This is a genomic window from Rhodococcus sp. NyZ502, from assembly GCF_041464245.1.
Lineage (GTDB): Bacteria > Actinomycetota > Actinomycetes > Mycobacteriales > Mycobacteriaceae > Rhodococcus_F > Rhodococcus_F qingshengii.
The window spans coordinates 2,607,439-2,630,201 of the sequence record NZ_CP167155.1 but is presented as its reverse complement, the minus strand read 5'-3'; the positions used below and the strand labels follow the sequence as shown (position 1 = coordinate 2,630,201).

The window sequence follows — 22,763 nt, the reverse complement described above, 5'->3', positions numbered from 1 at the left end:
ACAACCTATCGATCAGCCCTGATCGATGTACGACTCGAGCTGATCGCGTTCGCTCTTGAGCTCGTCGATGCGGCTCTTCACCACGTCACCGATACTGACGATGCCGAGGAGGTTGCCGTCCTCGATCACCGGCAGATGCCGGATTCGACGCTCGGTCATGATCGCGGCAATGCTGTCCACCGCGTCTGCCGGAACGCACGTGTACATCAGAGCGGTCATGACCTCGGAAACCTGGATCCCGAGAAGGTCCGGGCCACGCTCGTGCAGGCGTCGAACGACATCGCGTTCGGAGATGATGCCGACCACCGCGTCGTCGTCGACCACCACCATGGCTCCGATGTTGTGGCGGGCAAGATCGCACAGCAGCCCGTTGACCGTCGTGTGGGCGTCGATCGTGACGATGCTGTTGCCCTTGTTTCGCAATATGTCCGCGATCCGCATCACGGCACCCCGATCCGTCGAGACTCTCGGCACGTCCTGCAACGATCGTATCGGCTAGCGAAGCGGAAAAACAGGACTGATCAGGCGATTCCCTGAGCTGCCTTCTCCGCAGCCTGTGCCTGGGCTACCTGAGAAGGTGTGAACCTGATGCACAGCGCCGCGATACCGGCGAACACGGCGCAGACCGCGCAGCCCACAAGTGCGAAGGTGTACCCCTCTCCGAGTGCAATCAATTGCGCCGGATTCATGTCCGCTGCCTTGCCCGAAGTGCCGCCGAGCGAGAGCGTCTTGGACGTCGCCATTGCACCGATCACCGACAGCGCCAATGGTCCACCGAGCGTCTGGGCAACTTGGGAGATTGCGGTCAGCGGGCCGATCTCGGTCTCCGGGACACCGGCGATCGCGCACAGTGGCAAGGGCACCATCGCGAGGCCGATACCGAATCCGATCCCGATCACGGGCACGAACAAGTTGGCCAGGTAGGTGGAGTCGGAATCGAGAGTAGAGCCGTAGAGGAGTCCGACGATCATGATCACGACGCCGGTGAGGACCAGCCAGCGGGGTTGAACCTTCACGGCGAGCTTGGAAGCAACCGACGCGGCGGCGCCCAATCCGAACGCGAACGGAATGAACGCGATACCGGCACGCAACGGCGAATACTGCATGATGTCCTGCACGAACAGTGCGACAAAGGCCGTCATGCTGAACATCGCGCCACCGACGAAGAAGATGGCGAGGAACGTCGCGACACGGTTGCGATCGGCGAACAACGAGAAGGGCAAGAGCGGGTTGTCTGCAGTTCGCTCGACAAAGAGGAAGGCGGCGAGGGCGACCAATCCGGCCGCCAATGCACCGATGACGGCGATGCTCCCCCATCCCATTTCCGGGCCTTCGGTGAGAGCAAAAACAACACCGGTACAACCGAGGGTCGCGAGGATCGCGCCGGGGACATCCAAAGCCAGACGCGTCTGATTCGTCTCGCGAAGGGCGCGGAACGCCATGCCGACGAGCGCGATGCCGATCGGGACGTTGATGAGGAAGATCAGACGCCACGACACCTCGGTCAATGCGCCGCCGATGATCAGACCGGCGATCGATCCGACGCCCGTCATGGCGGCAAAAATCGCGATGGCCTGATTACGAGCCGGACCCGCGGCGAAAGTCGTGGCAACAAGGGCGAAGGCAGTGGGCGACGCCACGGCTGCGCCGACACCTTGAAGCGCCCGCGCTGCGATCAACATGCCCTCGTTCAGGGCGAGTCCACAGAGCAACGACGCCACCGTGAACAGCGAGACTCCCGCGATGAACATCTTCTTGCGTCCGAACGCGTCGCCGAGCCGACCACCGAGGAGCATGAGCCCACCAAACGCAAGCGCGTACGAGGTCAACACCCAGTTGCGACCACTGTCGCTCAGCCCGAGGTCTGCCTGCAATGGCGCCAGCGCGAGGTTCGCGACGGTGCCGTCGAGCACCACCATCATCTGCAAACCACTCAGGACGGTGATGGCGAGCCCGATGACTCGAGTCGCTACCGGGGCATTCGCCGAAGCGGTTTCAGATGTTGGGGAATCAGACACAAGACTTCACGTTACCCAGCGTCGACGGAAAAGCCCGCGACCGGCCCGATCACGATGATCGCCGGAGGCTTGATCTCCTCGTCCTTGACGCGCTGAGCAACGGTCGCCAGATCGGCCCGAAGTTCACGCTGGGTGCGCAGCGTACCCTCTTGGATGACGGTGACCGGCGTGGTTGCCGGGCGTCCACCGTCGACGAGTGCCTTCGAGAACTGATCGATGCGCTCGACCGCCATGAGCAGCACGATCGTGCCGCGCAACTTGGCCAGCGCCGACCAGTCGACCAGCGAATCCGGATGATCCGGAGCCACGTGCCCACTGACGACGACGAACTCGTGGGTGACGCCGCGGTGGGTGACCGGGATGCCTGCGGCCGACGGGACCGAGATCGCGCTCGTGATTCCGGGCACTACGGTCACCGGAACGCCGGCAGCGGCACACGCTTCGAGTTCTTCGTATCCCCGTCCGAAGACGTACGGGTCCCCGCCCTTGAGGCGGACCACGAACTTGCCTGCCTTCGCGTTGTCGATCAGCGCGGCGTTGATGGCCTCCTGAGCCATGGCACGGCCGTACGGGATCTTCGCGGCGTCGATCACCTCTACGTCCGGACCCAGTTCGGCGAGCAACTCCGGCGGAGCCAATCGGTCGGCCACGACGACGTCGGCGCGGGCGAGCAAACGGCGTCCGCGCACGGTGATCAGATCGGGATCACCGGGGCCACCACCGACGAGAGCAACACCCGCAGCGGCAGGCTCGGCCGTATCGGCGAGCACGCCCGACTGAAGACCTTCGACGACGGCGGTGCGGACTGCTGCCGAACGACGGTGATCGCCGCCCGCCAGAATTCCGATGCTCATACCGTCGTACTCAGCGCTGGCGGGAGTGACGGCGGTGCCGTGCTTCGCGTTGTCGGCGCGCACGCAGAAGATGTGGCGACGCTCCGCTTCGGCGACGATCGCCGCATTGGTTTCCGGCTCGTCGGTCGAGGCGATGGCGTACCACGCACCTTCGAGGTCGCCGTCGGCGTACGGACGCTCTTCGACCGTGATCTGACCGGCAGTGGCCATACCTTCGACGGCTGGAGTGAACGCGCGACTGATGACGTGAACGCGGGCACCAGAGGCGACCAGCAGTCCGAGTCGGCGCTGAGCCACAGTGCCGCCACCGAACACGACCACGCGTCGATCGGTCAGGTTGAGGCCGACCAGGTAGTTGGTCTCGTCTGCGGTGGACTCGCTCACTCGCACTCCGTTTCGTTGTCAGAATTGGTCAAGCTGGAGGGAACTTTACGGGCCGCGGCCACGGTCACTCCATCCCTGGCAGTCTTGGCCAGCACAAGTCGGCCGCCCCCGGACGCGAGGATCGCAGCCGCTTCCGCGACGCTTGCCGTTCCGACGGCGTTCTCGACGCGAGGCGATGGTGACGGAACTTGAACTCGCGCAAGTACGTCCGAGGCGAAACTCACAATCGGGACGTTCAGTTCATGGGCCGCTGTCAGAAGAGCCGAAGACTCAGCTTTTGCCGCCACAGTGGCGAGTACCACGATCTTCCCTTGCGCCGCGGGCACAGCCTTCACCGCAGCGACGATGTCCTTCGCGGTGACACTCGTCGTGAATCCCACGCCTATACAGAGGTCATCGCCGTGCGGCATCGACGAACTTCGCGATCGATTCGGGCTGCCCCACCGGATGAGTGTGCAGATACGACGCGTGGACGCCACCGCGAACAAACCCTTCGCGGACACTGCCGCCGTCCCAGGGCCGCCACCCCCACGCACTTCCGCAACCGTCCGCGTCTGCCGAGACGAGAGACGTTCGGTGGAACTCGTGACCGGTGACGCGGGAGCCTGCGTCGAAGAGGCTGGAGTCGCTGATCGCGACTGCTTCGCGATACCCGAGGGTCAGGCGTTTCCCGAACGTCGCATCCACTCCGACCACACCGGCCATGCTGTGACCGTCCAAGCTGCGAGCGAGGTAGAGCAGGCCCGCACACTCGGCGTGGATCGGTGCACCGCCGTCCGCCAGATCGCGAACCTGCTGCAGCAGAACGGTATTGGCCGCAAGGTCTACCGCGTGTTCTTCCGGGAAGCCACCGGGAAGGACCAGAGCGGCAGTTCCCGCAGGAAGCTCGTCCCGCAACGGGTCGAACACCTGCACGTCCGCGCCGGCGGCAGTCAACAGCTCCCGGTGCTCGGCATAGCCGAAGGTGAAGGCCGGGCCACCCGCCATGGCAACCACAGGCCGAGACTCTGCGTGTGCGCCGACCTCGGCAACCGGATCCCATGCAGCTGCACTCACGTTCGAGGCGGCCAGTGCGCGAACAGCACCCAGATCGACGTGCGAGGCAATCAAGTCGGACATCGCGTCCACTGCGGCCACAGCGGCGGCGCCGTGCTCGGCCGCCGGAATCAGGCCGAGGTGCCGGGAGGGAACTTCGAGTTCCGTCAACCGTGGCACAACTCCGAGCACTGCGACGCCGACCTTGTCGCACGCATGACGCAACACCTGCTCGTGACGAGCGCTCCCGACGCGATTGAGAATGACGCCGCCGATGCGCACACCTGCGTCGTAGGTCGCGAAGCCGTGGAGTACAGCGGCCAGACTCTGACTGTGCCCACGGGCGTCGATCACGAGCACTACCGGCGAACCGAGGATCGACGCGACCTGCGCCGTCGATCCCTCCGCCGACGGCTGCGAGTTTGCCTCGTCGATCTTCCCGTCGAACAGACCCATGACGCCTTCGACCACGGCGATGTCGCAACCAGCGGTTCCATGCCGGTAGAGCGGTCCGATGCGATCCGGGCCCACCAGAACAGTGTCGAGGTTGCGTCCGGGCCGCCCTGCCGCGAGTCCGTGATAACCCGGGTCGATGTAGTCCGGCCCCACCTTGAAGGGTGCAACGCTGCTACCGGACCGTCGCAGCGCGCCGATCAATCCCGTTGCCACCGTGGTCTTTCCGCTACCCGAGGCAGGAGCGGCGATCACCACGGCCGGAGTGGAAGGACTTACCATTCGATGCCCCGTTGGCCCTTTCGGCCGGCATCCATCGGGTGCTTGATCTTGGTCATCTCGGTCACGAGGTCGGCGGCGTCGATCAACGCCTGCGGGGCGTCGCGTCCCGTGATGACAACGTGCTGGTTGCCCGGACGATCGCGCAGTGTCTGCACGACCTCGTCGACGTCGACCCAGCCCCACTTGAGCGGATAGGTGAACTCGTCGAGGACATAGAATCGATGTTCCTCGCTCGCAAGCCTTCTCGCGATCTCCTGCCAACCCTCCGCAGCGGCAGCAGCATGATCTTCCTCGCTACCGGCCTTGCGTGTCCATGACCAACCTTCGCCCATCTTGTGCCACTGCACCGGCCCACCGACGCCGGTTTCGTCGTGCAGGTTTCCGAGCGCGCGGAACGCGGCTTCCTCTCCGACCTTCCACTTGGCACTCTTCACGAACTGGAACACGCCGATGTCGAACCCCTGATTCCAGGCACGCAGCGCCATGCCGAAAGCGGCGGTGGACTTACCCTTTCCCGGGCCGGTGTGCACGGCAAGTACCGGCGCGTTACGACGCTGACGCGTGGTCAGACCGTCGTCGGGAACTGTCTCGGGAACACCCTTGGGCATCGTGAACTCCTGAGCTGGGATCTAGGCTGCGGCGCGGACGACACCCGCGACCTGCTGCGCTGACAATTCGGCGAGGCGGACGTATCCGCCACGTAGTTCTCGCGCCAACTCGGCCGCCAGCCCCAGACGCACGAGGCCGGTCTCGCAGTCGACGACGATGGACGCGACGGACGCGTCGGCGAGAAGATGCGCGGCGACGCGGGCGCGGTGCAGCGCATCCTTGCCGCCGGTTGCCCGGCCGTCGGTGAGTGTGACGACGAGGGCGCGACGCTGCGGGTCACGAAGTCGTTCACGCAGAACCACTTCGCGAGCACGCAGGAATCCCTCTGCGAGTGGGGATTTGCCGCCGGTACGCATCGACTGCAAGCGACGGACAGCGATGTCCACCGAAGATGTCGGCGGCAGTACGAGCTCCGCTTCACGACCACGGACGGTGATGACGGCGACCTTGTCGCGGCGCTGATAGGCGTCGCGGAGCAACGAGACAACCGCACCGGTGACCGCGGAGAGGCGGTCGCGTGCTGCCATCGACCCCGACGCGTCGACAACGAAGACGATCAGATTGCCTTCTCGCCCTTCACGTATCGCGCCGCGGAGATCAGCGGGTGCCAGCCGCAACCGTCCAGCAGTGCGACCACGGGCAACTTGAGACTCGGCTGCGGCAAAGACCGTGCTCGTCAGATGCAATCCGTGCCCACGCTCCCGCGTGGACCGCACAACTCGTCCACGGGACGACATGGACCGCGAGCGTCGTCCCGGTGCACCTTCACCGACTCCCGGAACTTCGAGGAGCTTGGCCTTGAATTCGCCGGCCGGTGGAGCCGAGGGGCGATCGGTGGCGCGTACTCCCCCACCAGGTCCGTCAGGGTCGTCCGGGCCGTCGTCGTCAGGCCCGTCGTCGTCCGGCCCTCCGTGTCCGGGACCGCCGTCATCGGAGCCGCCATCTTCCGGGCCACGGTCTTCGTGATTTTCGGGAGGTTCGGGCTCTCCGTCGCGCGCGTCGTCCTCTACCTGCGACTGAGCATCCTGGTCGGCCTGCTCGAGCGCATCGTCCAACTGCTGCTGATCCAAGCCGGGCTCGTCGAACGGATCGCGGCGGCGGCGATGCGGCAGCGTCAGTTCCGCCGCTACTCGTACGTCCTCCGCAGTGACTTCACTGTCGCCGCGCCAGGCAGCGTGGGCCGTCGCGGTGCGCGCCAGCACCAAGTCCGCGCGCATACCGTCGACGTCGAACGACGCACACAGCGAGGCGATACGACGCAGCTCGCGGTTGCTCAGCTCGACCGAGTCCAATTTCTCACGCGCCGTGAGGATTTCGGCCGCCAACTCCTCATCGGCGGATACGTACCGAGCGACAAATGCCTCGGGGTCACGCTCGTAGTCGAGTCGGCGACGCACCACTTCCATGCGAATGTCGACGTCGCGGGAAGCGGCGACGTCGACAGCCAGACCGAAACGGTCCAGAAGTTGCGGACGCAGTTCTCCCTCTTCGGGATTCATCGTGCCGACGAGTACGAACTTGGCCGGATGCGAATGGGAGATGCCGTCACGCTCGATGTGAACCCGACCCATCGCCGCGGCGTCGAGAAGCACGTCGACCAGGTGGTCGTGAAGCAGATTCACCTCGTCGACGTACAGAACACCCTGGTGAGCAGCGGCGAGCAGTCCAGGTTGGAATGCGCGCTCACCGTCACGCAGAACCTTCTCCAAGTCGATCGAACCGATCACCCGGTCTTCGGTGGCGCCCACGGGCAGTTCGACCAAGCGGGCCGGTCGTGTCGTTCCGGCGTCGTCGACCGCGGGCAGCAGCGCAGTCAGCGCGCGCACGACCGTCGACTTGGCAGTTCCCTTCTCACCGCGAACCAGGACCCCGCCGATCCCTGGATGCACCGCACACAGGATCAGCGCCAATCGCAATTGATCCTGGCCGACCACAGCACTGAACGGGAAGCCCGCCACTGGTCGATCTTCTTCACTTCGCACGTCGATATCCCTCCACCTCTCGGTTTCCTCGCCGAGAATTTGGCTGCACTCGAATGTCGCGGCAACCTGGCTGAGATCTCCCGGTTTATCGGTAGAGGAGAGATCTTTCACAGTGGCGGGACCGCGCCTGGATCGAACAGGACTTCCCCGCGAACATTCGGTATCGAAAAAACCCTAGTCGGCTCGCTTTCCCACGAGCCGACCAGGGTCAATTCTCCGACAAACTAGCTGACGGCCACGAAAGGCTCTCCCCCACCACGACGCATCGGGGTGTGCGGGATGCCGTCTTCGATGAACTCTTCGCCGTCAGCCTTGAATCCGTGCTTGGCGTACATCTCGACCAAGTAGGTCTGGGCGTTGATCCGACACGGCGCTTCGCCGACCTCGGCCAGTGCGGCCTGCAGGAGACGGGTCGTGTGGCCCTGGCCGCGAGCCTGACGCGACGTGCACAGGCGTCCGATTCGGAAGCTCTTGTTTCCGTCGTCGTGCTCTTCGAGCAGCCGGAGCGTGCACACCACCTGGCCGTCCTGCTCGAGCCAAAAGTGGCGTGTTTCCGTCAGCAGGTCCCGCCCGTCCAACTCGGGATACGGGCAAGCCTGCTCGACGACAAAGACCTCCACTCGAAGCTTCAACAACTCGTAGAACGTCTTGTTGTCGAGATCGAGTGCCCATGAACGCTTCAAAGCTGCTGTTGCCGTCATGGGTTGGACTATCACACAGTCGCGGCGGTATCCGCGACCGGAGCCGATTCGGAAGCACCGGCGGAATCGAGCTCGAGAACCTTCGAGGACCAATCCCAGACCTGGTTGAACAGGCCTTCGTTGTCGGTGAGCTTGACGCCGATGGACGGAACCATCTCGCGGAGCTTGCCCTTCCAACCCTGGAACTCGGTCGGGAAGCAGCGCTCGAGTACGTCCAGCATCGCCGGGACGGCCGTGGACGCACCGGGCGAAGCACCGAGCAGGCCGGCGATGGAACCGTCCTCAGCGGCGACCACAGCGGTACCGAATTCGAGGACACCACCCTTGCCCTTGGCACGGCGGATCACCTGGACGCGCTGGCCCGCGGTGATGAGTTCCCAGTCCTGGGCCTGCGCCTTGGGCGCGAACTCACGCAGATCCCAGATGCGACCGGCTTCGTTCTTGGCAAGCTCGCTGACCAGGTACTTGACCAGGCCGAGCTCGCTGACACCGACACCGAGCATCGAGAGGATGTTGTTCGGCTTGACCGAGCCGGGCAGGTCCGTGACGCGACCCTGCTTGAGGAACTTCGGCGACCAACCAGCGTAGGGACCGAACAGCAGACCCGGCTTGTTGCCGATGACACGGGTGTCCAGGTGAGGCACCGACATGGGCGGGGCGCCGACGGCAGCCTTGCCGTAGACCTTGGCGCTGTGCTGGTCGATGAGTTCGGGGTTGGTGCATCGCAGGAAGGCACCGCTGACCGGGAAGCCACCGAAGCCCTTGGCTTCCTTGATGCCCGACTTCTGCAGCAGGTGCAGGGCGCCGCCACCGGCACCGACGAACACGAAGCGCGAGCGAACGGTGCGCTTTTCACCGGTGCGACGGTTGGTGACCTTGACGGTCCAGGACTTGTCTGAGTTCTGGGTCAGGTTGGTGACCTCGTGGCCGAAGTACATCTTGCCGCCGGTCTTGCCGATGTAGCCGATGAGCTGCTTGGTGAGCGCTCCGAAATCGACGTCGGTGCCGTCCTGGCTCCAGTTCAGGGCGATGGGATCGGAGAAGTCGCGTCCCTTGGCCATGAGCGGCAAACGCTTGCTGAACTCGGCCGGATCGTCGATGTACTCCATACCGCGGAAGAGCGTGTGGCCGGCAAGTGCGTCGTAACGAGCACGGAGGTACTTGGCGTTGGCCTCACCGTGAACGAAGCTCACGTGCGCGATGGGGTTGATGAATTCCTTGGGCTGTGTCAGGACGCCCTGCTCTACCGCGTGTGCCCAGAACTGGCGTGACACCTGGAACTGCTCGTTGACGTTGACGGCCTTCTTGATGTCGACCGTGCCGTCCGAGTTCTCAGGTGTGTAATTGAGCTCACACAGGGCTGAGTGACCGGTTCCCGCGTTGTTCCAGGGGTCGCTGCTCTCGGCTGCGACGGCATCGAGCCGCTCGAAGGTCGAGATCGACCAATCGGGCTGCAGCTGGCGCAGCAATGCACCCAGCGTGGCGCTCATGATGCCTGCGCCCACGAGCACTACATCCGTCTTCGTCTCTACCGCGTTCTGATTCGACACTGGAGAATCGACTTCCTTGTCATTAGCCGTGCGCGCATCCGCCTGCTGTGTTACGCCGAATAGGTTACCCGTGCGTACACGCGCGGTTCACCACCCCCAATTGTGCTCTACAACGCGCACTCGAAACGACGATTAGATTGTGATTTGTGACTACTTGGGTTCCAGACGTCCTCGGTGACGGATATCAGCAGCTGACGATCCCGCTCGGAACGGATCCGGACGGCGAAGGCGAGGTGGACGCAACACTGGTCCGCTACCAACCGCAGAAGGAGGCGGTGAAGACACACCGTGCCGTTTTGTACGTGCACGGCTTCACCGATTACTTCTTCCAGAAGCACCTCGCCGAGCACTTTGCCGAGCAGGGTTACGCCTTCTTCGCACTCGACCTGCGTAAGTGCGGCCGCTCCCTCAAACCGGGGCACACAGCTCATTACGTCTCCGACCTTGCGCTCTACGACGCCGAACTGAACGAAGCGCTGCGCATCGTCCGCAGCGAGACCGAGGGCAGCGAGGTGCTGCTCATGGCGCACTCCACCGGCGGTCTGATCGTTCCGCTCTGGCTGAACCGTTTGCAGCGCAAGCCCGGTGGCAGCGACGGCGCCGGAATCTGCGGGCTGGTACTCAACAGCCCCTGGTTCGACCTTCAGGGTCCCTCAGTGGTGCGCAACGTCGGTACTACGGCGATCGATGCGCTCGGACGGGTATCGGCGAAGACGGTGATCCCGGGAACTGGGCTACCGACTTACGGTTCCAGTCTTCATGTTTCGGCCAACGGCGTCTGGGATTACAACCTCGACTGGAAGCCACTGGCAGGCTGCCCCGTTACCTTCGGCTGGATGCGGGCCGTCCGAGCGGGTCACGCAAAACTTCACCGCGGCCTAGACATCGGAGTGCCCGCGCTGATTCTGCGCTCGAAGAAGTCGCAGTTCGCGAAGGCGTACAACCCGAGCGTCGACCTCGCCGATTCCGTGCTCGACGTCAAGCAGATCGCACGTTGGGCCGGTTGCCTCGGCGATCGCACCACCATCGTCCCGATCGACGGCGCCCGTCACGACGTGTTCCTTTCGACCGAGAAGCCCTTGGCCACAGCCTTTTCCGAACTCGACCTGTGGCTGGAGTGGCTCGACGGCCACCTCACCCCGGCCGCAGAAAGTTCGGCAAGCACAGCAAGCAACACACAGGAGATCGCGCAGTGACGCACTACGACCTTGCAATCATCGGCAGCGGATCCGGAAACTCGCTGCCCGACGAGCGGTTCGACGGTAAGAAGATCGCAATCCTCGAAGAGGGCACCTTCGGCGGAACGTGCCTCAATGTCGGGTGTATCCCGACCAAGATGTTCGTCTACGCCGCCGAGGTGGCACGCACCGTCACCACTGCCGAGAAGTACGGCGTCGACGCCACGCTCGACGGCGTTCGTTGGTCCGACATCGTCAAGCGCGTCTTCGGCCGCATCGATCCCATTTCTGCAGGTGGTGAGCGGTACCGCAGCGAAGACAGTCCCAACACCACCGTCTACCGCGGCCACGCCACGTTCACCGGCGACAAGACGATCGACACCGGAACCGGCGAGACGATCACCGCTGACCAGGTGGTCATCGCAGCCGGTTCGCGTCCGATCATCCCGGACGAGATCGCGTCGAGTGGTGTGAAGTACTACACCAACGAAGACATCATGCGACTGCCCGAACTTCCCGAGCACCTCGTGATCGTCGGCTCCGGATTCATCGCCACCGAGTTCGCACACGTGTTCTCCGCGTTGGGTTCTCGCGTGTCGATCATCGGTCGCAGCCAGCGACTGCTGCGGCACCTCGACGACGAGATCTCCGAGCGCTTCACCGAGCTGGCCGAACAGAAGTGGGACGTCCATCTGGGCTCCCCCCTCACGTCGGTACGCGGCGATGGCGACAACATCGCCGTCGAACTGGCAAATGGCACAGTCGTTTCCGGTGACGTTCTCCTCGTCGCGGTGGGTCGTCAGCCGAACGGTGACCTACTCGGTCTCGACAAGGCCGGCGTCGAACTCGACGACAAGGGCTCGATCGTGGTCGACGAGTACCAACGCACCACCGCAGAGGGCGTCTTCGCACTCGGTGACGTCTCCTCGCCGTACCAGCTCAAGCACGTCGCCAACCATGAAGCGCGCGTTGTTCAACACAACCTGCTCCAGGACGCGTGGAAGGACACGTCCGGGCTTCGCAGCACCGATCACCGCTTCGTACCGGCAGCCGTGTTCACCGACCCGCAGATCGCCGACGTCGGAATGACGGAGAAGCAGGCTCGCGACGCCGGACTCGACATCACGGTCAAGGTGCAGGCTTACGGCGACGTCGCTTACGGCTGGGCGATGGAGGATCAGGAGGGCATCTGCAAGGTGATCGCCGAGCGCGGCACCGGACGCATTCTCGGTGCCCACGTCATGGGTACGCAGGCTCCGACGGTGATCCAGCCGCTCATTCAGGCGATGAGCTTCGGTTTGTCAGCTCAGGACATGGCGCGCGGCCAGTACTGGATCCACCCGGCCTTGGCCGAAGTGGTCGAGAACGCGCTGCTCGGCCTCGACATCTGAGCCCCGCAGCCCTTATGACGCCGAAAAGGCGGGCACTCCTCGCAATGGGAATGCCCGCCTTTTCGTAGGTCAGAGTTTCACCAGGGGCTGGTACGCAGCACGATCTCGGTTGCGAGTTCGGCCGGTGCCGACTTGACGACGTCGTCGACACCCGGAAGTTCCGTCACGCGGAAGTCGGAGTACACGAAACGACCGCTGGCGTCGGCGATGGCCCGACCTCCACTGCCCACGACTACGGTGGTCGGAACCTCGACCGGCGGTACGCCGGCAATATCGCTGGCCGACGGATGTCCACGGTCCACGGCGATCAAACTCGCGAAGCGGCCGAACTGACGTGCAGCCAACAGCCACGCGAGATCGGCGCCCTCCCGGTGACCGACCAGGTTCACCCAGGCGATGTTCAACTCGTCCAGAAGTACCACTGCCGAGGTCTCGTCGAGATTCTCGATCGATTCCACCGCGACGGTCCGCAGATCCGAATGGTGCAGTCGCTCGCACACATCGTCGTACAAGTCGACGGGGTCGCCCTTGCCGGGGAGCAGGAGTACCGCATGCTTGCTGACCGGCCCGTCGATCCGAACGGTGCACGAACCACTGCCCACCGCTACTCGAGTCAATTCCATGTCTGGAAACGGTACGCGATCCACACTGTGGAGGACCCTGGAGTCGACAGAAGTATGACCACTCATACATTCACGCGCCGCTACGAGCCCGAATTGTTCGCTCTGTACCGCCTCCACTCGGAGCGAAAGTGGCTTTCGGCGCATCTGAGGCGACGGGCGTACCGTTCGCTCGAAAGTGGGGGTGGGCCGAACTCCAGTGGGGCGCGGGTCTAGGTACCGGACGGTTTGGGGAGCCTCGTCATTCCGTAGACGTGATCAGCACGCACCGTGAGGATCTGCCGACGCTCTGCCACCATCGCTTCGCGGTACTCCTCCCAATCGGGATGCTCCTGGCCGCTGATGTCCCGGTACAGCTCGACCAGTGCGTCCGACACTTCGTCGTGAGGATCGGCCGCTGCGGGTGTCACCACAGCAAGTCCTTCGATCACGGCGTAGCTCCAGAAGTCGGGCGCGCTGACGTGGAGGGAAACCCGCGGATCGCGTAGGGCATTACGGCTCTTGGCGCGATCGGCCGTGATGGACACGGAAGCCGTCTTCGACTCGACGTCCCAGCGGTAAATGATGTTGGACAACTGTGGGCGGCCGTCACGCTTTACGGTTGCCAGCACACCTTGTTTTCCCTCGGCCACGAGTGCGAACAACGCGTCGTCGGTGTCTGTGTCATTGCTCATGTCTGCACCAACGACGCCGTGCGGCCGGTTTGTTCCGGAGGCAGTCCAGTTCGAAGATCGCGGACCGCAATCGCGCGATGTCTCTTCCCGCGATGGACGACAGCGGACAAAGATGGTCGACATGGCAACTTCTCGCGACATCCTCCGGCTGACTGCGTTCAGTTCGGATCCGGCCGGCGGTAATCCGGCCGGCGTAGTGCTCGACGCGCGTGGACTCGACGACTCCGAATTACAATCTGTTGCAGCCGAAGTCGGGTATGCCGAGACGGCGTTCCTCATCGAACCGGTACTCGGAGGCAACCCGCGCCACAGCCGGATCCGGTACTTCTCCCCTATCGCCGAAGTACCGTTCTGCGGTCATGCCACTATTGCGACGGCCATCGCTCTCACCGAGCGAGACGGTGACGGAACCTTCACATTCGAAACACCGATCGGACCGGTATCCATCGACACGGCGACCGACGAGGACGGAACGTCCACCGCGACCTTCACCAGCGTCGAACCATCGGTCTCGCCGATCGATCATGCTGTACTGACAGCACTGCTCGGGCTCATCGGCGTCGATTCGTCTGCGCTCGACGCGCGGTATCCCGCAATGCTCTCGTACGCCGGCAACACGCACCCGATCGTCGTACTTCGTGATCAGTCGACATTCGACGAGTTCACCTTCGATCCATCCGCAATGCGAATTCTGATGGACGCGCAGGGGTGGGCCGGCACGGTGACGATCCTGCATCCCCTCGACGACAACACCTTCGAAGCCCGAAATCTGTTTCCGGTGGGAAACATCGTCGAGGATCCCGCAACCGGGTCCGCAGCGGCATCGACCGGCGGTTACCTGCGCAAACTCGAACCCGCGGCCACTCCGCGGCGGATCACCATCCACCAGGGCCGACACGTCGGGCGTCCCAGTGTGCTCGAAGTCGACATCCCAGTCGACGGCGGTATCTCGGTCACCGGCACCGCAGTGCCCGTCGTCGACGGGCAATAGTCAACCTCAGCGATGAGTTTCTCCCCGCCGGCGGGTCTATTCACCAGAGCGACGTCACAAGACCATCGCATCGAGCCGGGAGAACACCATGTCTGCAATCACGTCAACCGCACACAACCTCCACCTCACCAAGCCACGTGCCGTACTCGGCGCCACGGTAATTGCTCTCGTCGTCAATCTGATCCTGTGGTTGATCGGCCTCGCATTGGGCGGATCCTTCGAGATGACAGATCAGGGAAAGCCGGCGAGCGTCGCGCCTGGTGGGGTCATCACATTGACGGTGGTGCCACTGCTGGTCGGTTTGTCGGTCGCAATGTTGATCTCACTGAAGTGGGAGCCGATCATCCGCATCGCCCAGATCGTGGGTGCAGTCGTGGCGCTCGGCACCATCGCTTTGACCATTGCCGCGGACTTCGACGCCGCCAGCACGGTCACGCTCGCGCTGATGCACGTGGTTGTCGCCGCGAGCGTGGTCGTCGCGCTCGAGGCCGTACGTCGGTCTCCGTCGAACTAGACCGCGGTGGGCGGCGCGGAATACGTCTCGACGATCTCGGCTGCCACGTCACGCAACTTGGTGTTCGTGGTCTGAGACTGCCTGCGCAGCATGTGAAATGCGGTGTCGGCATCGATCCGATGGATGGCCATCAGCATGCCTTTGGCCTGTTCGATCGGCGCCCGAGTCTCGAGCGCGCGTTGCAAGGCGTCAGCTACCGCCTTGGCAGATTTGAAACGGGAGAAGTCTCCGATCGCGCGTGAGACTGTTGTCGTGAGAATCTCCATGACTTCCGCATCGACGCTGTCGAAGGCCGCTGGGGCACGTCCGTAAAGGTTGAACGAACCGAGTCGCTGATCCGGCGTGAAGAGCGGCGCCGCGAGAAAGGACTTGATCCCTTCGTCCTTCGCGGCAGCCGCGAACCGCGGCCAGCGTTCTGCGCTGGTCTCGGCATCGACGACTACGGTTTCACCGGTTCGAGCCGCGTGCAGACATGGTCCGTCGCCGGCGTCGTATTGCTCGATGTCGACGCGCAGGGTCCGCGAATCGGTATGAACGGCGGTGTAGGTCTGCCCGGCAAGATCGATGGTGACGCCGATGCTGTCGGCGCCGTCGATGGCGTCGTTCGCGATTTCGACGGCGCGCTGGAGCAGAACCACGAGTTCGTCCTCGTCGCCGATACTTCCCCCGAGCGCTGCCAGCAACTCTCTGACCGCACGTGCCGTCAGCCGAGTTTCCGCAGCCTCGACGGCGACGTCAGCACCCGTTGCCGTCGCATCGTCCGGCAGTACCGACGGCACCGAATCCTCGGTTCTCGGGTCGAAGCCTCTGGGGTCGAAAGCGGTATCCACGACGAAGCATTCTTCCAGTTTCACGGGCACCAAGGAGAGTGAGTTCGGTGACAGAACCCGGCAAACCGCCGAGTCGTCATCGCCATCGATCGAGTGCGACACCGAGATTCCGCCTCGCCCGAGTGTGCTGGCCACGAACCGCGTCCGGACTCAGTTCCAGGACAACAGCGATCTCCGGATACGTCATGCCCTCCACTTCTCGCAAGACCCAGGCAGCACGCTGACGCAGTGGCAGGCGATCGAGTTCGGATTCCAGGGCATCGAGAAATGCTGTGCCGCAGACTTCTTCGCTCGGATCACGCAAACGGGGATCAGCTTCTTCCCGGAGTTCGTCCATATCGGCGGCGCAGGAGCCGACTTTTCGATAGAAATCCGAGATCTTGCGAGAACAGATCGCGAACAACCAGGTCTTGGTGCTCGAGCGCCGCTGAAACCCCGGAAGTTGGCGCCACGCAGCGACGCAGGTTTCCTGGACGATGTCGTCGACGTCACTCTCGCTCGCGAGCAGTCGACGGGCAAATCGATACAAGTGCGGGCCGTATCGACGGACGATGACGTCGAAGGCCGCGTGATCGCCGAGCATTGCCGAGTCGACCAGCACCTCGTCACTGAAGTCGGTCAGCAAGCCGTCGAATTGATCTGTCACCGCGCACACTCCTACTAGGGAGCCGTCGCGGGAGTGAGGCCTGGCTATTCTACCGCGTCCACGTCGACACCCGCGGGAGCGCTCTCAGGCTTCGAGTGCGGAAGCAATGACGGGGAGCCCGATAGGCGCCCCACCGTTGATCAGTTTCTCGAGTAGATCCTGATCGAGGTGCTGCTCGACGAGATCAGCGAGAAGGTCGAGTTGTTGTTCTCGCACCGCGGCAACCGCGGTGTCGGGTGCAGCAACAAAACCGGGAACCGCGAGCTCACGCAGCAGGCTGCGCCGAAAGTCGTCACTTTCCAGGAGACCGTGCCAGTGTGTCCCTCGAACAGGCCCTCGCACACTGCCTTCCGGCATACCGCTCGAGTCCGCCAGCAATGGGCGGTCCCCGTTGCGCACGACGCGTCCGTGATGAATCTCGTACCCGGACACCGAGATACCGTCTGCCGTACCGGTCATCTGCGCCAGCACCTTGTCCGGAGCGAACTCGACATCGAGGTCCAGCAGACCCAGTCCCGCGGTGGTCCCTGATCCTGATTCGACGTCGTCGACGATGGAATTACCCAGCATCTGGTAACCGCCGCAGATTCCCAGGACTGCTTGCCCGCGACCTGCTCGCGCGACGATCTCGTCGGCCAGGCCGGTACTTCGCAACCACTCGAGGTCACTTACGGTGGACTTACTACCGGGGATCACCACGAGGTCCGCGTCGCGAATTCGCGACGGATCGGTCACCCACGAAACTGCCACGCCCGGTTCACATGCCAGTGCCTCGACGTCCGTGGAGTTGGAGATGCGCGGGAGCCGAACCGCAGCAACGGTGAGCCAGGCCGAACCGACGGGTGGGCCCGGGCGCCCTACCGGGGCATTGCCGGTGACGCCAAGCGAATCCTCGGCGTCGAGCCAAAGATCGTCGGCAAACGGGATCACTCCGAGAGTGGGTCGACCGGTGAGGCTGCGCAGTTGTTCCAGTCCGGGTTCCAACAGTGCAACGTCACCGCGGAATTTGTTGATCACAAATCCCGCGATCAATGCCTGGTCGCTGGGCGAGAGCACAGCAACGGTCCCGAACAGATGGGCCAGGACGCCGCCGCGATCGATGTCACCGACGACGACGACCGGAATCCGCGCAGCCTCAGCCAATCCCATGTTGGCAAGATCCGTTGCGCGCAAGTTGATTTCGGCCGGTGAACCGGCGCCTTCACAGATCACGACGTCGAACTCGGATCGAAGCGATTCGAGATCTTCGGCCACGACGGCGCGAAGCCACTGCCGATGCTGCATGTAGTCGCGAGCACCCACTGTGGTCATCGCCTTGCCCCGAACAACCAATTGCGACGTGCGGTCACTTCCAGGCTTGAGCAGCACCGGATTGAATCGAACACTCGGCTCCAGACCGCATGCACGCGCCTGAAGTGCCTGCGCACGGCCGATCTCTCCGCCGTCCAGCGTGACCACGGAGTTGTTCGACATGTTCTGCGCCTTGAACGGCGCCACTCGGACGCCTCGACGCGCCAACATGCGACACAATCCGGCCACAAGAACGCTCTTGCCTGCGTCGGAAGTAGTGCCGGCTACCAGCAGAGCGCCGCGCATCTCCGAACTCAAGGCAGGGTGAGAATCTCTGCACCGGTCTCGGTGACCACCAAGGTGTGCTCGAACTGCGCCGTCCACTTACGGTCCTTGGTGACGACGGTCCAACCGTCCTCCCAGATCTCGTAGTCGATACCACCGAGGTTGATCATCGGTTCGATCGTGAAGACCATGCCCGGTTCGATGATCGTCTCGACCGCGGGCTCGTCGTAGTGCAGGATCACGAGGCCGTTGTGGAAGGTCTCGCCGATTCCGTGTCCGGTGAAGTCCCGGACGACGCCGTACCCGAACCGATGGGCGTAGGACTCGATGACACGTCCGATCACGTTGAGCGCGCGGCCGGGCTTGACGGCTTTGATGGCCCGCATCGTTGCCTCGTGTGTGCGCTCGACGAGCAAGCGGTTCTCTTCGGACACGTCACCGGCGAGGAATGTCGCATTGGTGTCGCCGTGTACCCCGTTGATGTACGCGGTGACGTCGATATTGACGATGTCGCCGTCCTGGATCACAGTCGAGTCGGGGATTCCGTGGCAGATCACCTCGTTGAGAGACGTGCAGCACGACTTGGGAAAGCTCTTGTAGCCCAACGTCGACGGGTATGCACCGTGGTCGAGCATGAACTCGTGTGCGATGCGGTCGAGTTCGTCGGTCGTGACACCGGGAGCGACAGCCTTGCCGGCTTCCTGCAGCGCGCCTGCAGCGATCTTGCTGGCGATGCGCATCGCCTCGATCGTTTCCGGCGTCTGAACCCAGGGCTCGTTGCCCTCTTTGGCGGTCGGCTTCCACGCGTACTCAGGCCGCTCGATCTTCGAGGGCACAGCGAGGACGGGAGAGACGGTTCCAGGGACCAATGGGGTACGCACAGACATGCAGAACAGCCTAGACCTCGCGTCGCGCGTCAGCCGGATGCACTCCAGTTCCGGAAAACCGGGTCGACGAGAATTCTGACGGGGGTCGACATCGTCTGTCCGAATTCCTCGAAGAGCCCGTCGCGAGATTCGAAGGTGCCCAGATCGCGGTCGACGAATTCGGAGAAGTCCAAGCAATCACACGAAACAGACTTGCCCCAACTGATCGGAGCGCGTCCGATCGCGTCGAACAGTGTCTCCTCGCCGGTGTTCGTGAACGGTTCGAGCGCTGAGACCACCGCAGGTGAAACGATCTCGGAGATGTCCTGCCAGCGTCCGTCGACCAGAAATTCCGGCCACGCCAGCAGCACTGACTTCGGAATCACCGCATGTAGACGCCGAAATCTCGGGTACCAGAATTCCCCGCGTAGTACGAGACCGCGTACTCGGGTGGCGATACCTCGGCGGCGAGCCAACGCTTCGACGATGGCCAGTCTCTGACTGCAGGATCCGCGCTCTCGACTCAATGTCACCGAGACGGGTTGCCGGTCGTCGAGGCCGTACACCGGCCGAATATTTGCAGCGACGCTGCGATGCGCCGACACCAGGAACTCCTGCGCCGACTGGATCGCACCTTCTGCAATGTCCTCGTAGAGGCGGGCCACGTCGTCGTGGCCCCAGTCGAGAATCGGCGTCGCGGTTATATCGCCAACAGACACATCGTGGCGGATGTCACCTTCGCGGATTCCGCCGAGCAGTACGCACGTCATGTCTCGACCGTAGTGCGCGACCGGAATCGGTGGAGCCTGACAGAATCCGAACCGTGAAGAAATGGCTGCTGTTGATCACCGCGATCCTCACCGAGGTGTCTGCGACTCTGTCTCTGCGCGCGGCCCTCGATCACCCCGCCTGGTACGTCGTGGTCGTCGGCGGATATCTCGCAGCATTCACCGCGTTGTCGTTCGTCCTGCGGGAGGGCATGGGACTCGGTGTTGCATACGGAATCTGGGGCGCAACCGGAGTTGTCCTGACCGCGGTGTTCGCGACTTCCCTTTTCGGCGACCCCCTGACAGCCACCATGGGCGTCGGCATTGCCCTGGTCATCGGCGGAGTGCTGTGCGTTGAACTCGGTTCCCAGGTTGCTGCCGACAGCGGGCCGGTGGACCCGGCATGACCTTCGTATTTCTGATCGCTGCAATTATTTCCGAGGTCACCGCGACGTTGTCACTACGGATGGCGTCGCAGGACGGCAGCGACAAACGATGGCTCGCGGTTGTCACCGTGGGGTACCTCGCGGCTTTCGCTTTCCTCACGCTCGCGCTCGACGCGGGCCTTACCATCGGCGTCGCCTACGGAATCTGGACTGCATGCGGAGTGGCGTTGACGGCAATCGCATCTCGCATTCTCTTTCGCGAACCGCTGACCAGGCTCATGATGGTCGGGATCGGCCTCATCGCGGCAGGCGTGCTTCTCATCGAACTCGGTGCGAGTCACTGATCGCTGCACACATCAGTGTAAGGTTTACCTAACTTTGCTCTGGAGGTAGTCCACGGTGCTGATCCCTGCCCTTCGTGAAATCGACGACGGTCCACAGCTGGACGACGATTCCCACTTACGGGAATCCGACCGCCACACCCCGATGGCGCGCGCCGTCCCGGCGCCATTCAAACTCACGACGTACATCGTCGAGACCGATCACATCACCCGGTGGCCACAACACGCTCACGTCGAGCACGAACTGATCTGGTCCGACCGCGGTGTCGTCAACATGATCATCGACAATCAACTCTGGACCGTCACGCCCGGCGTCGGCCTGTGGATCCCCCGCGGGGTCCTCCACGAAGGTCAGGCAAATCCCCACGTCGCATTCCGCGCCACGCTCTTCACTCCCGAGCTGTGGACCCCCGCCTGGAACGAACCGTGCATCGTGACACTGAGTGAGGCAGCCCGGGCACTGCTGATACACCTCGCCCACACCGGAATGCCTGCAGAACAACGCCTTCGGGCACAGCAGGTTTGTGTCGATCTCCTCACGCCGGCATCAGCACCTCACTTCGACGTACCGATCCCCCGAGATCCGCGGCTACGGATGCTCGTCGACAAAGTGCTGTCGGATCCCGCCGACGATCGATCACTCGATCAGTGGGCTCACGTTCTCAATCTCAGCCGACGTACGGTCACCCGGATTTTTGCCGCGGAACTCGCCTTGAGCTTTGCGCAGTGGCGCACTCTGGTTCGTATGAGCACGGCCCTCGGCATGCTCGGGACCGGAATGAGTGTGAACGCCGTCAGCCGCCGTGTCGGTTACGGGACGTCGAGTTCCTTCATCGCCGCTTTTCGCAAGACGGTCGGCTACACCCCCGGCAATGCGCTCGCCGCTGTCAACTGACTCGAGCCTGACCTGTTGTCGACATCGGCTGGCCCCTTCGCTACACGCACGCGCCCTACATTAACTTAGGTAAGCCTGCTCTCATGCGCGTACTGCGCTGAGTCGTGCAAGCACTTCCCTGATCAATCCCGAGGAGTTTCGCGTGTTCAGATCTGCCCGTCAGAGAATTCGTCCCCAGCGGAGGCGACGAATCGTTGTTGCGCTCATGCTGGCGGCGGCACTGCCTCTGACCGCCTGCACACAGTCGTCATCGGACGCCCAGGAAAACAATTCATCGGCATCCGCCGTCGAGGACGGCGCCTATCCCGTGACGATCAAGCACGCTTTCGGCGGGACCACCATCGACAAGGAGCCGACACGGATCCTCACCCTCGATTCCGCAGCGGCAGACACGGTCATCGCCCTGGGTGTCACTCCGATCGCGATGCAGAAGGACTCTTGGGCCGGCGACGCCGACGGGTTCCTGCCGTGGACCCGCGCCGAACTCGAAAAGTCGGGCCAGACGCTGCCCACGCCTGCGCCGTACTACTCCGACAGCGGCGAGCTACTGTTCGAGCAGATTCTCAATGCCGCGCCTGATCTGATTCTTGCCCCGTACTCGGGCTTCTCCGAGCAGGATTACCAGCGCCTGAGCTCGATCGCCCCGACCCTCCCGTACGACACCAAGCCGTATCAGCCCAGCTCGTGGCAAAACCTCGCCACCGATGTCGGCAAGGCACTCGGGCGTCCCGCTCAAACCGCGGCGCTGATCAAGTCGGTTGAGGAATCGGTCCAGGAATCGAAGGCGAGTCATCCCGAATTCAACGGAGTCACTTTCGCCTTCGGTTCCTACATCCGTGAAGGAGAAACCGAAACCGCCATCTACGGTCCGGACGATCCGCGCGTCAAGTTTGTCGAAAACCTCGGGCTCACAGTCGCTCCCGACGTGGTGAACGGCGCCAAGAACTTCGCCGGCGACTCGTTCCTTTTCGGCATCAGTATGGAAAAGCTCGACACGATCAACACCGACGTGTATCTCGGTTGGGCAAGCGATCAGTCGGAAGTCGACAGCACATTGGCCAACACTCTGTTCTCGCGGTGGCCGGTCATCGCCAACGGCAAGGACCTGTGGATCACCGACAATCGCCTGACTGCAGCGACAATGTACGTCAGCCTTCTGAGTGTTCCGTGGGCGACCGACGAACTCGTGCCACAGTTGACCGAACTGGTCGCAAAATAGCA

Annotated in this window: 24 protein-coding genes; 8 read left to right on the top strand and 16 right to left on the bottom strand. The window is 63.3% G+C overall.

Features of this window, described 5'->3' with window-relative positions; translation table 11 throughout:
* Positions 1 to 12: 12 nt before the first annotated feature.
* The 9 genes from ACBG85_RS12320 to mqo form a co-directional block, all read right to left on the bottom strand.
* Positions 13 to 441: a CBS domain-containing protein gene (locus ACBG85_RS12320; RefSeq protein ID WP_007735005.1), complete on the bottom strand. Its 429-nt coding sequence runs from the start codon at positions 439 to 441 to the stop codon at positions 13 to 15.
* 80 nt (positions 442 to 521) lie between these two features.
* Positions 522 to 2,018, bottom strand: a complete 1,497-nt coding sequence (locus tag ACBG85_RS12315; RefSeq protein WP_372027595.1) for an MFS transporter — start codon at positions 2,016 to 2,018, stop codon at positions 522 to 524.
* A gap of 11 nt (positions 2,019 to 2,029) precedes the next feature.
* The gene (cobA, locus tag ACBG85_RS12310; protein WP_372027593.1) at positions 2,030 to 3,256 is read right to left on the bottom strand and encodes a uroporphyrinogen-III C-methyltransferase; all 1,227 of its coding nucleotides are present in this window, start codon (positions 3,254 to 3,256) and stop codon (positions 2,030 to 2,032) included.
* Positions 3,253 to 3,636, bottom strand: a complete 384-nt coding sequence (locus ACBG85_RS12305) for a cobalamin biosynthesis protein (RefSeq protein ID WP_372027591.1) — start codon at positions 3,634 to 3,636, stop codon at positions 3,253 to 3,255. The genes cobA and ACBG85_RS12305 overlap by 4 nt, the downstream gene beginning before the upstream one ends.
* Before the next feature lie 13 nt (positions 3,637 to 3,649).
* The gene (locus tag ACBG85_RS12300; protein WP_064444481.1) at positions 3,650 to 5,026 is read right to left on the bottom strand and encodes a cobyrinate a,c-diamide synthase; all 1,377 of its coding nucleotides are present in this window, start codon (positions 5,024 to 5,026) and stop codon (positions 3,650 to 3,652) included.
* Positions 5,020 to 5,634 carry a cob(I)yrinic acid a,c-diamide adenosyltransferase gene (gene cobO, locus ACBG85_RS12295; protein ID WP_003942784.1) on the bottom strand — a complete coding sequence of 205 codons (615 nt, stop codon included), beginning with the start codon at positions 5,632 to 5,634 and terminating at the stop codon, positions 5,020 to 5,022. Before cobO ends, ACBG85_RS12300 begins: the two co-directional genes overlap by 7 nt.
* A 21-nt stretch (positions 5,635 to 5,655) precedes the next feature.
* Complete coding sequence (locus ACBG85_RS12290) at positions 5,656 to 7,617, bottom strand: magnesium chelatase subunit D family protein (RefSeq protein ID WP_372027588.1); 1,962 nt, start codon at positions 7,615 to 7,617, stop codon at positions 5,656 to 5,658.
* 224 nt (positions 7,618 to 7,841) lie between these two features.
* Complete coding sequence (locus ACBG85_RS12285) at positions 7,842 to 8,318, bottom strand: GNAT family N-acetyltransferase (protein ID WP_003942808.1); 477 nt, start codon at positions 8,316 to 8,318, stop codon at positions 7,842 to 7,844.
* An 11-nt stretch (positions 8,319 to 8,329) separates the two neighbouring features.
* Entirely contained in the window at positions 8,330 to 9,868 is a 1,539-nt protein-coding gene (gene mqo / locus ACBG85_RS12280; protein ID WP_003942820.1) for a malate dehydrogenase (quinone), read from the bottom strand.
* 146 nt (positions 9,869 to 10,014) lie between these two features.
* Between mqo and ACBG85_RS12275 the strand changes: the two genes are divergently transcribed.
* A complete protein-coding gene (locus ACBG85_RS12275; RefSeq protein ID WP_003942674.1) occupies positions 10,015 to 11,064 on the top strand; it encodes an alpha/beta hydrolase in 1,050 nt (349 codons plus the stop codon).
* The gene (gene mtr / locus ACBG85_RS12270) at positions 11,061 to 12,437 is read left to right on the top strand and encodes a mycothione reductase (RefSeq protein WP_042925811.1); all 1,377 of its coding nucleotides are present in this window, start codon (positions 11,061 to 11,063) and stop codon (positions 12,435 to 12,437) included. The genes ACBG85_RS12275 and mtr overlap by 4 nt, the downstream gene beginning before the upstream one ends.
* Before the next feature lie 77 nt (positions 12,438 to 12,514).
* Here mtr and ACBG85_RS12265 read toward each other — a convergent pair whose 3' ends face one another.
* Together ACBG85_RS12265 and ACBG85_RS12260 are read right to left on the bottom strand one after the other, a co-directional pair.
* Positions 12,515 to 13,060 carry an alpha/beta fold hydrolase gene (locus ACBG85_RS12265; protein ID WP_003942671.1) on the bottom strand — a complete coding sequence of 182 codons (546 nt, stop codon included), beginning with the start codon at positions 13,058 to 13,060 and terminating at the stop codon, positions 12,515 to 12,517.
* Positions 13,061 to 13,269: 209 nt separating this feature from the next.
* Positions 13,270 to 13,731 carry a PPOX class F420-dependent oxidoreductase gene (locus ACBG85_RS12260; RefSeq protein WP_372027585.1) on the bottom strand — a complete coding sequence of 154 codons (462 nt, stop codon included), beginning with the start codon at positions 13,729 to 13,731 and terminating at the stop codon, positions 13,270 to 13,272.
* A 121-nt stretch (positions 13,732 to 13,852) separates the two neighbouring features.
* On the opposite strand from ACBG85_RS12260, the gene ACBG85_RS12255 reads away from it, so the two are divergent.
* Complete coding sequence (locus ACBG85_RS12255; RefSeq protein WP_251014480.1) at positions 13,853 to 14,722, top strand: PhzF family phenazine biosynthesis protein; 870 nt, start codon at positions 13,853 to 13,855, stop codon at positions 14,720 to 14,722.
* A gap of 88 nt (positions 14,723 to 14,810) precedes the next feature.
* Entirely contained in the window at positions 14,811 to 15,236 is a 426-nt protein-coding gene (locus ACBG85_RS12250) for a DUF6069 family protein (RefSeq protein ID WP_372027583.1), read from the top strand.
* Here the strand turns inward: ACBG85_RS12250 and ACBG85_RS12245 are convergent.
* From ACBG85_RS12245 to ACBG85_RS12225, 5 genes are all read right to left on the bottom strand, one after another.
* Positions 15,233 to 16,066, bottom strand: a complete 834-nt coding sequence (locus tag ACBG85_RS12245; protein WP_054188597.1) for a GAF and ANTAR domain-containing protein — start codon at positions 16,064 to 16,066, stop codon at positions 15,233 to 15,235. The two genes, ACBG85_RS12250 and ACBG85_RS12245, sit on opposite strands and share 4 nt — an antisense overlap.
* Positions 16,067 to 16,142: 76 nt before the next feature.
* Positions 16,143 to 16,712, bottom strand: a complete 570-nt coding sequence (locus ACBG85_RS12240; protein WP_075832990.1) for an RNA polymerase sigma factor — start codon at positions 16,710 to 16,712, stop codon at positions 16,143 to 16,145.
* Positions 16,713 to 16,796: 84 nt separating this feature from the next.
* Positions 16,797 to 18,308: a cobyric acid synthase gene (locus tag ACBG85_RS12235; RefSeq protein ID WP_030535634.1), complete on the bottom strand. Its 1,512-nt coding sequence runs from the start codon at positions 18,306 to 18,308 to the stop codon at positions 16,797 to 16,799.
* A gap of 8 nt (positions 18,309 to 18,316) precedes the next feature.
* The gene (map, locus tag ACBG85_RS12230) at positions 18,317 to 19,174 is read right to left on the bottom strand and encodes a type I methionyl aminopeptidase (RefSeq protein ID WP_007734970.1); all 858 of its coding nucleotides are present in this window, start codon (positions 19,172 to 19,174) and stop codon (positions 18,317 to 18,319) included.
* A 29-nt stretch (positions 19,175 to 19,203) separates the two neighbouring features.
* The gene (locus tag ACBG85_RS12225) at positions 19,204 to 19,923 is read right to left on the bottom strand and encodes a transglutaminase domain-containing protein (RefSeq protein WP_372027580.1); all 720 of its coding nucleotides are present in this window, start codon (positions 19,921 to 19,923) and stop codon (positions 19,204 to 19,206) included.
* 53 nt (positions 19,924 to 19,976) lie between these two features.
* Here ACBG85_RS12225 and ACBG85_RS12220 point away from each other — a divergent pair, with 53 nt between their 5' ends.
* From ACBG85_RS12220 to ACBG85_RS12205, 4 genes are all read left to right on the top strand, one after another.
* Complete coding sequence (locus tag ACBG85_RS12220) at positions 19,977 to 20,327, top strand: multidrug efflux SMR transporter (protein ID WP_116058157.1); 351 nt, start codon at positions 19,977 to 19,979, stop codon at positions 20,325 to 20,327.
* Complete coding sequence (locus ACBG85_RS12215) at positions 20,324 to 20,650, top strand: multidrug efflux SMR transporter (RefSeq protein ID WP_003942819.1); 327 nt, start codon at positions 20,324 to 20,326, stop codon at positions 20,648 to 20,650. Before ACBG85_RS12220 ends, ACBG85_RS12215 begins: the two co-directional genes overlap by 4 nt.
* 55 nt (positions 20,651 to 20,705) lie before the next feature.
* Positions 20,706 to 21,542, top strand: coding sequence for an AraC family transcriptional regulator (locus ACBG85_RS12210; protein WP_372027578.1), 837 nt, complete (start codon positions 20,706 to 20,708; stop codon positions 21,540 to 21,542).
* Positions 21,543 to 21,684: 142 nt separating this feature from the next.
* Positions 21,685 to 22,761 carry an ABC transporter substrate-binding protein gene (locus tag ACBG85_RS12205; RefSeq protein ID WP_232508949.1) on the top strand — a complete coding sequence of 359 codons (1,077 nt, stop codon included), beginning with the start codon at positions 21,685 to 21,687 and terminating at the stop codon, positions 22,759 to 22,761.
* Positions 22,762 to 22,763: the final 2 nt, after the last annotated feature.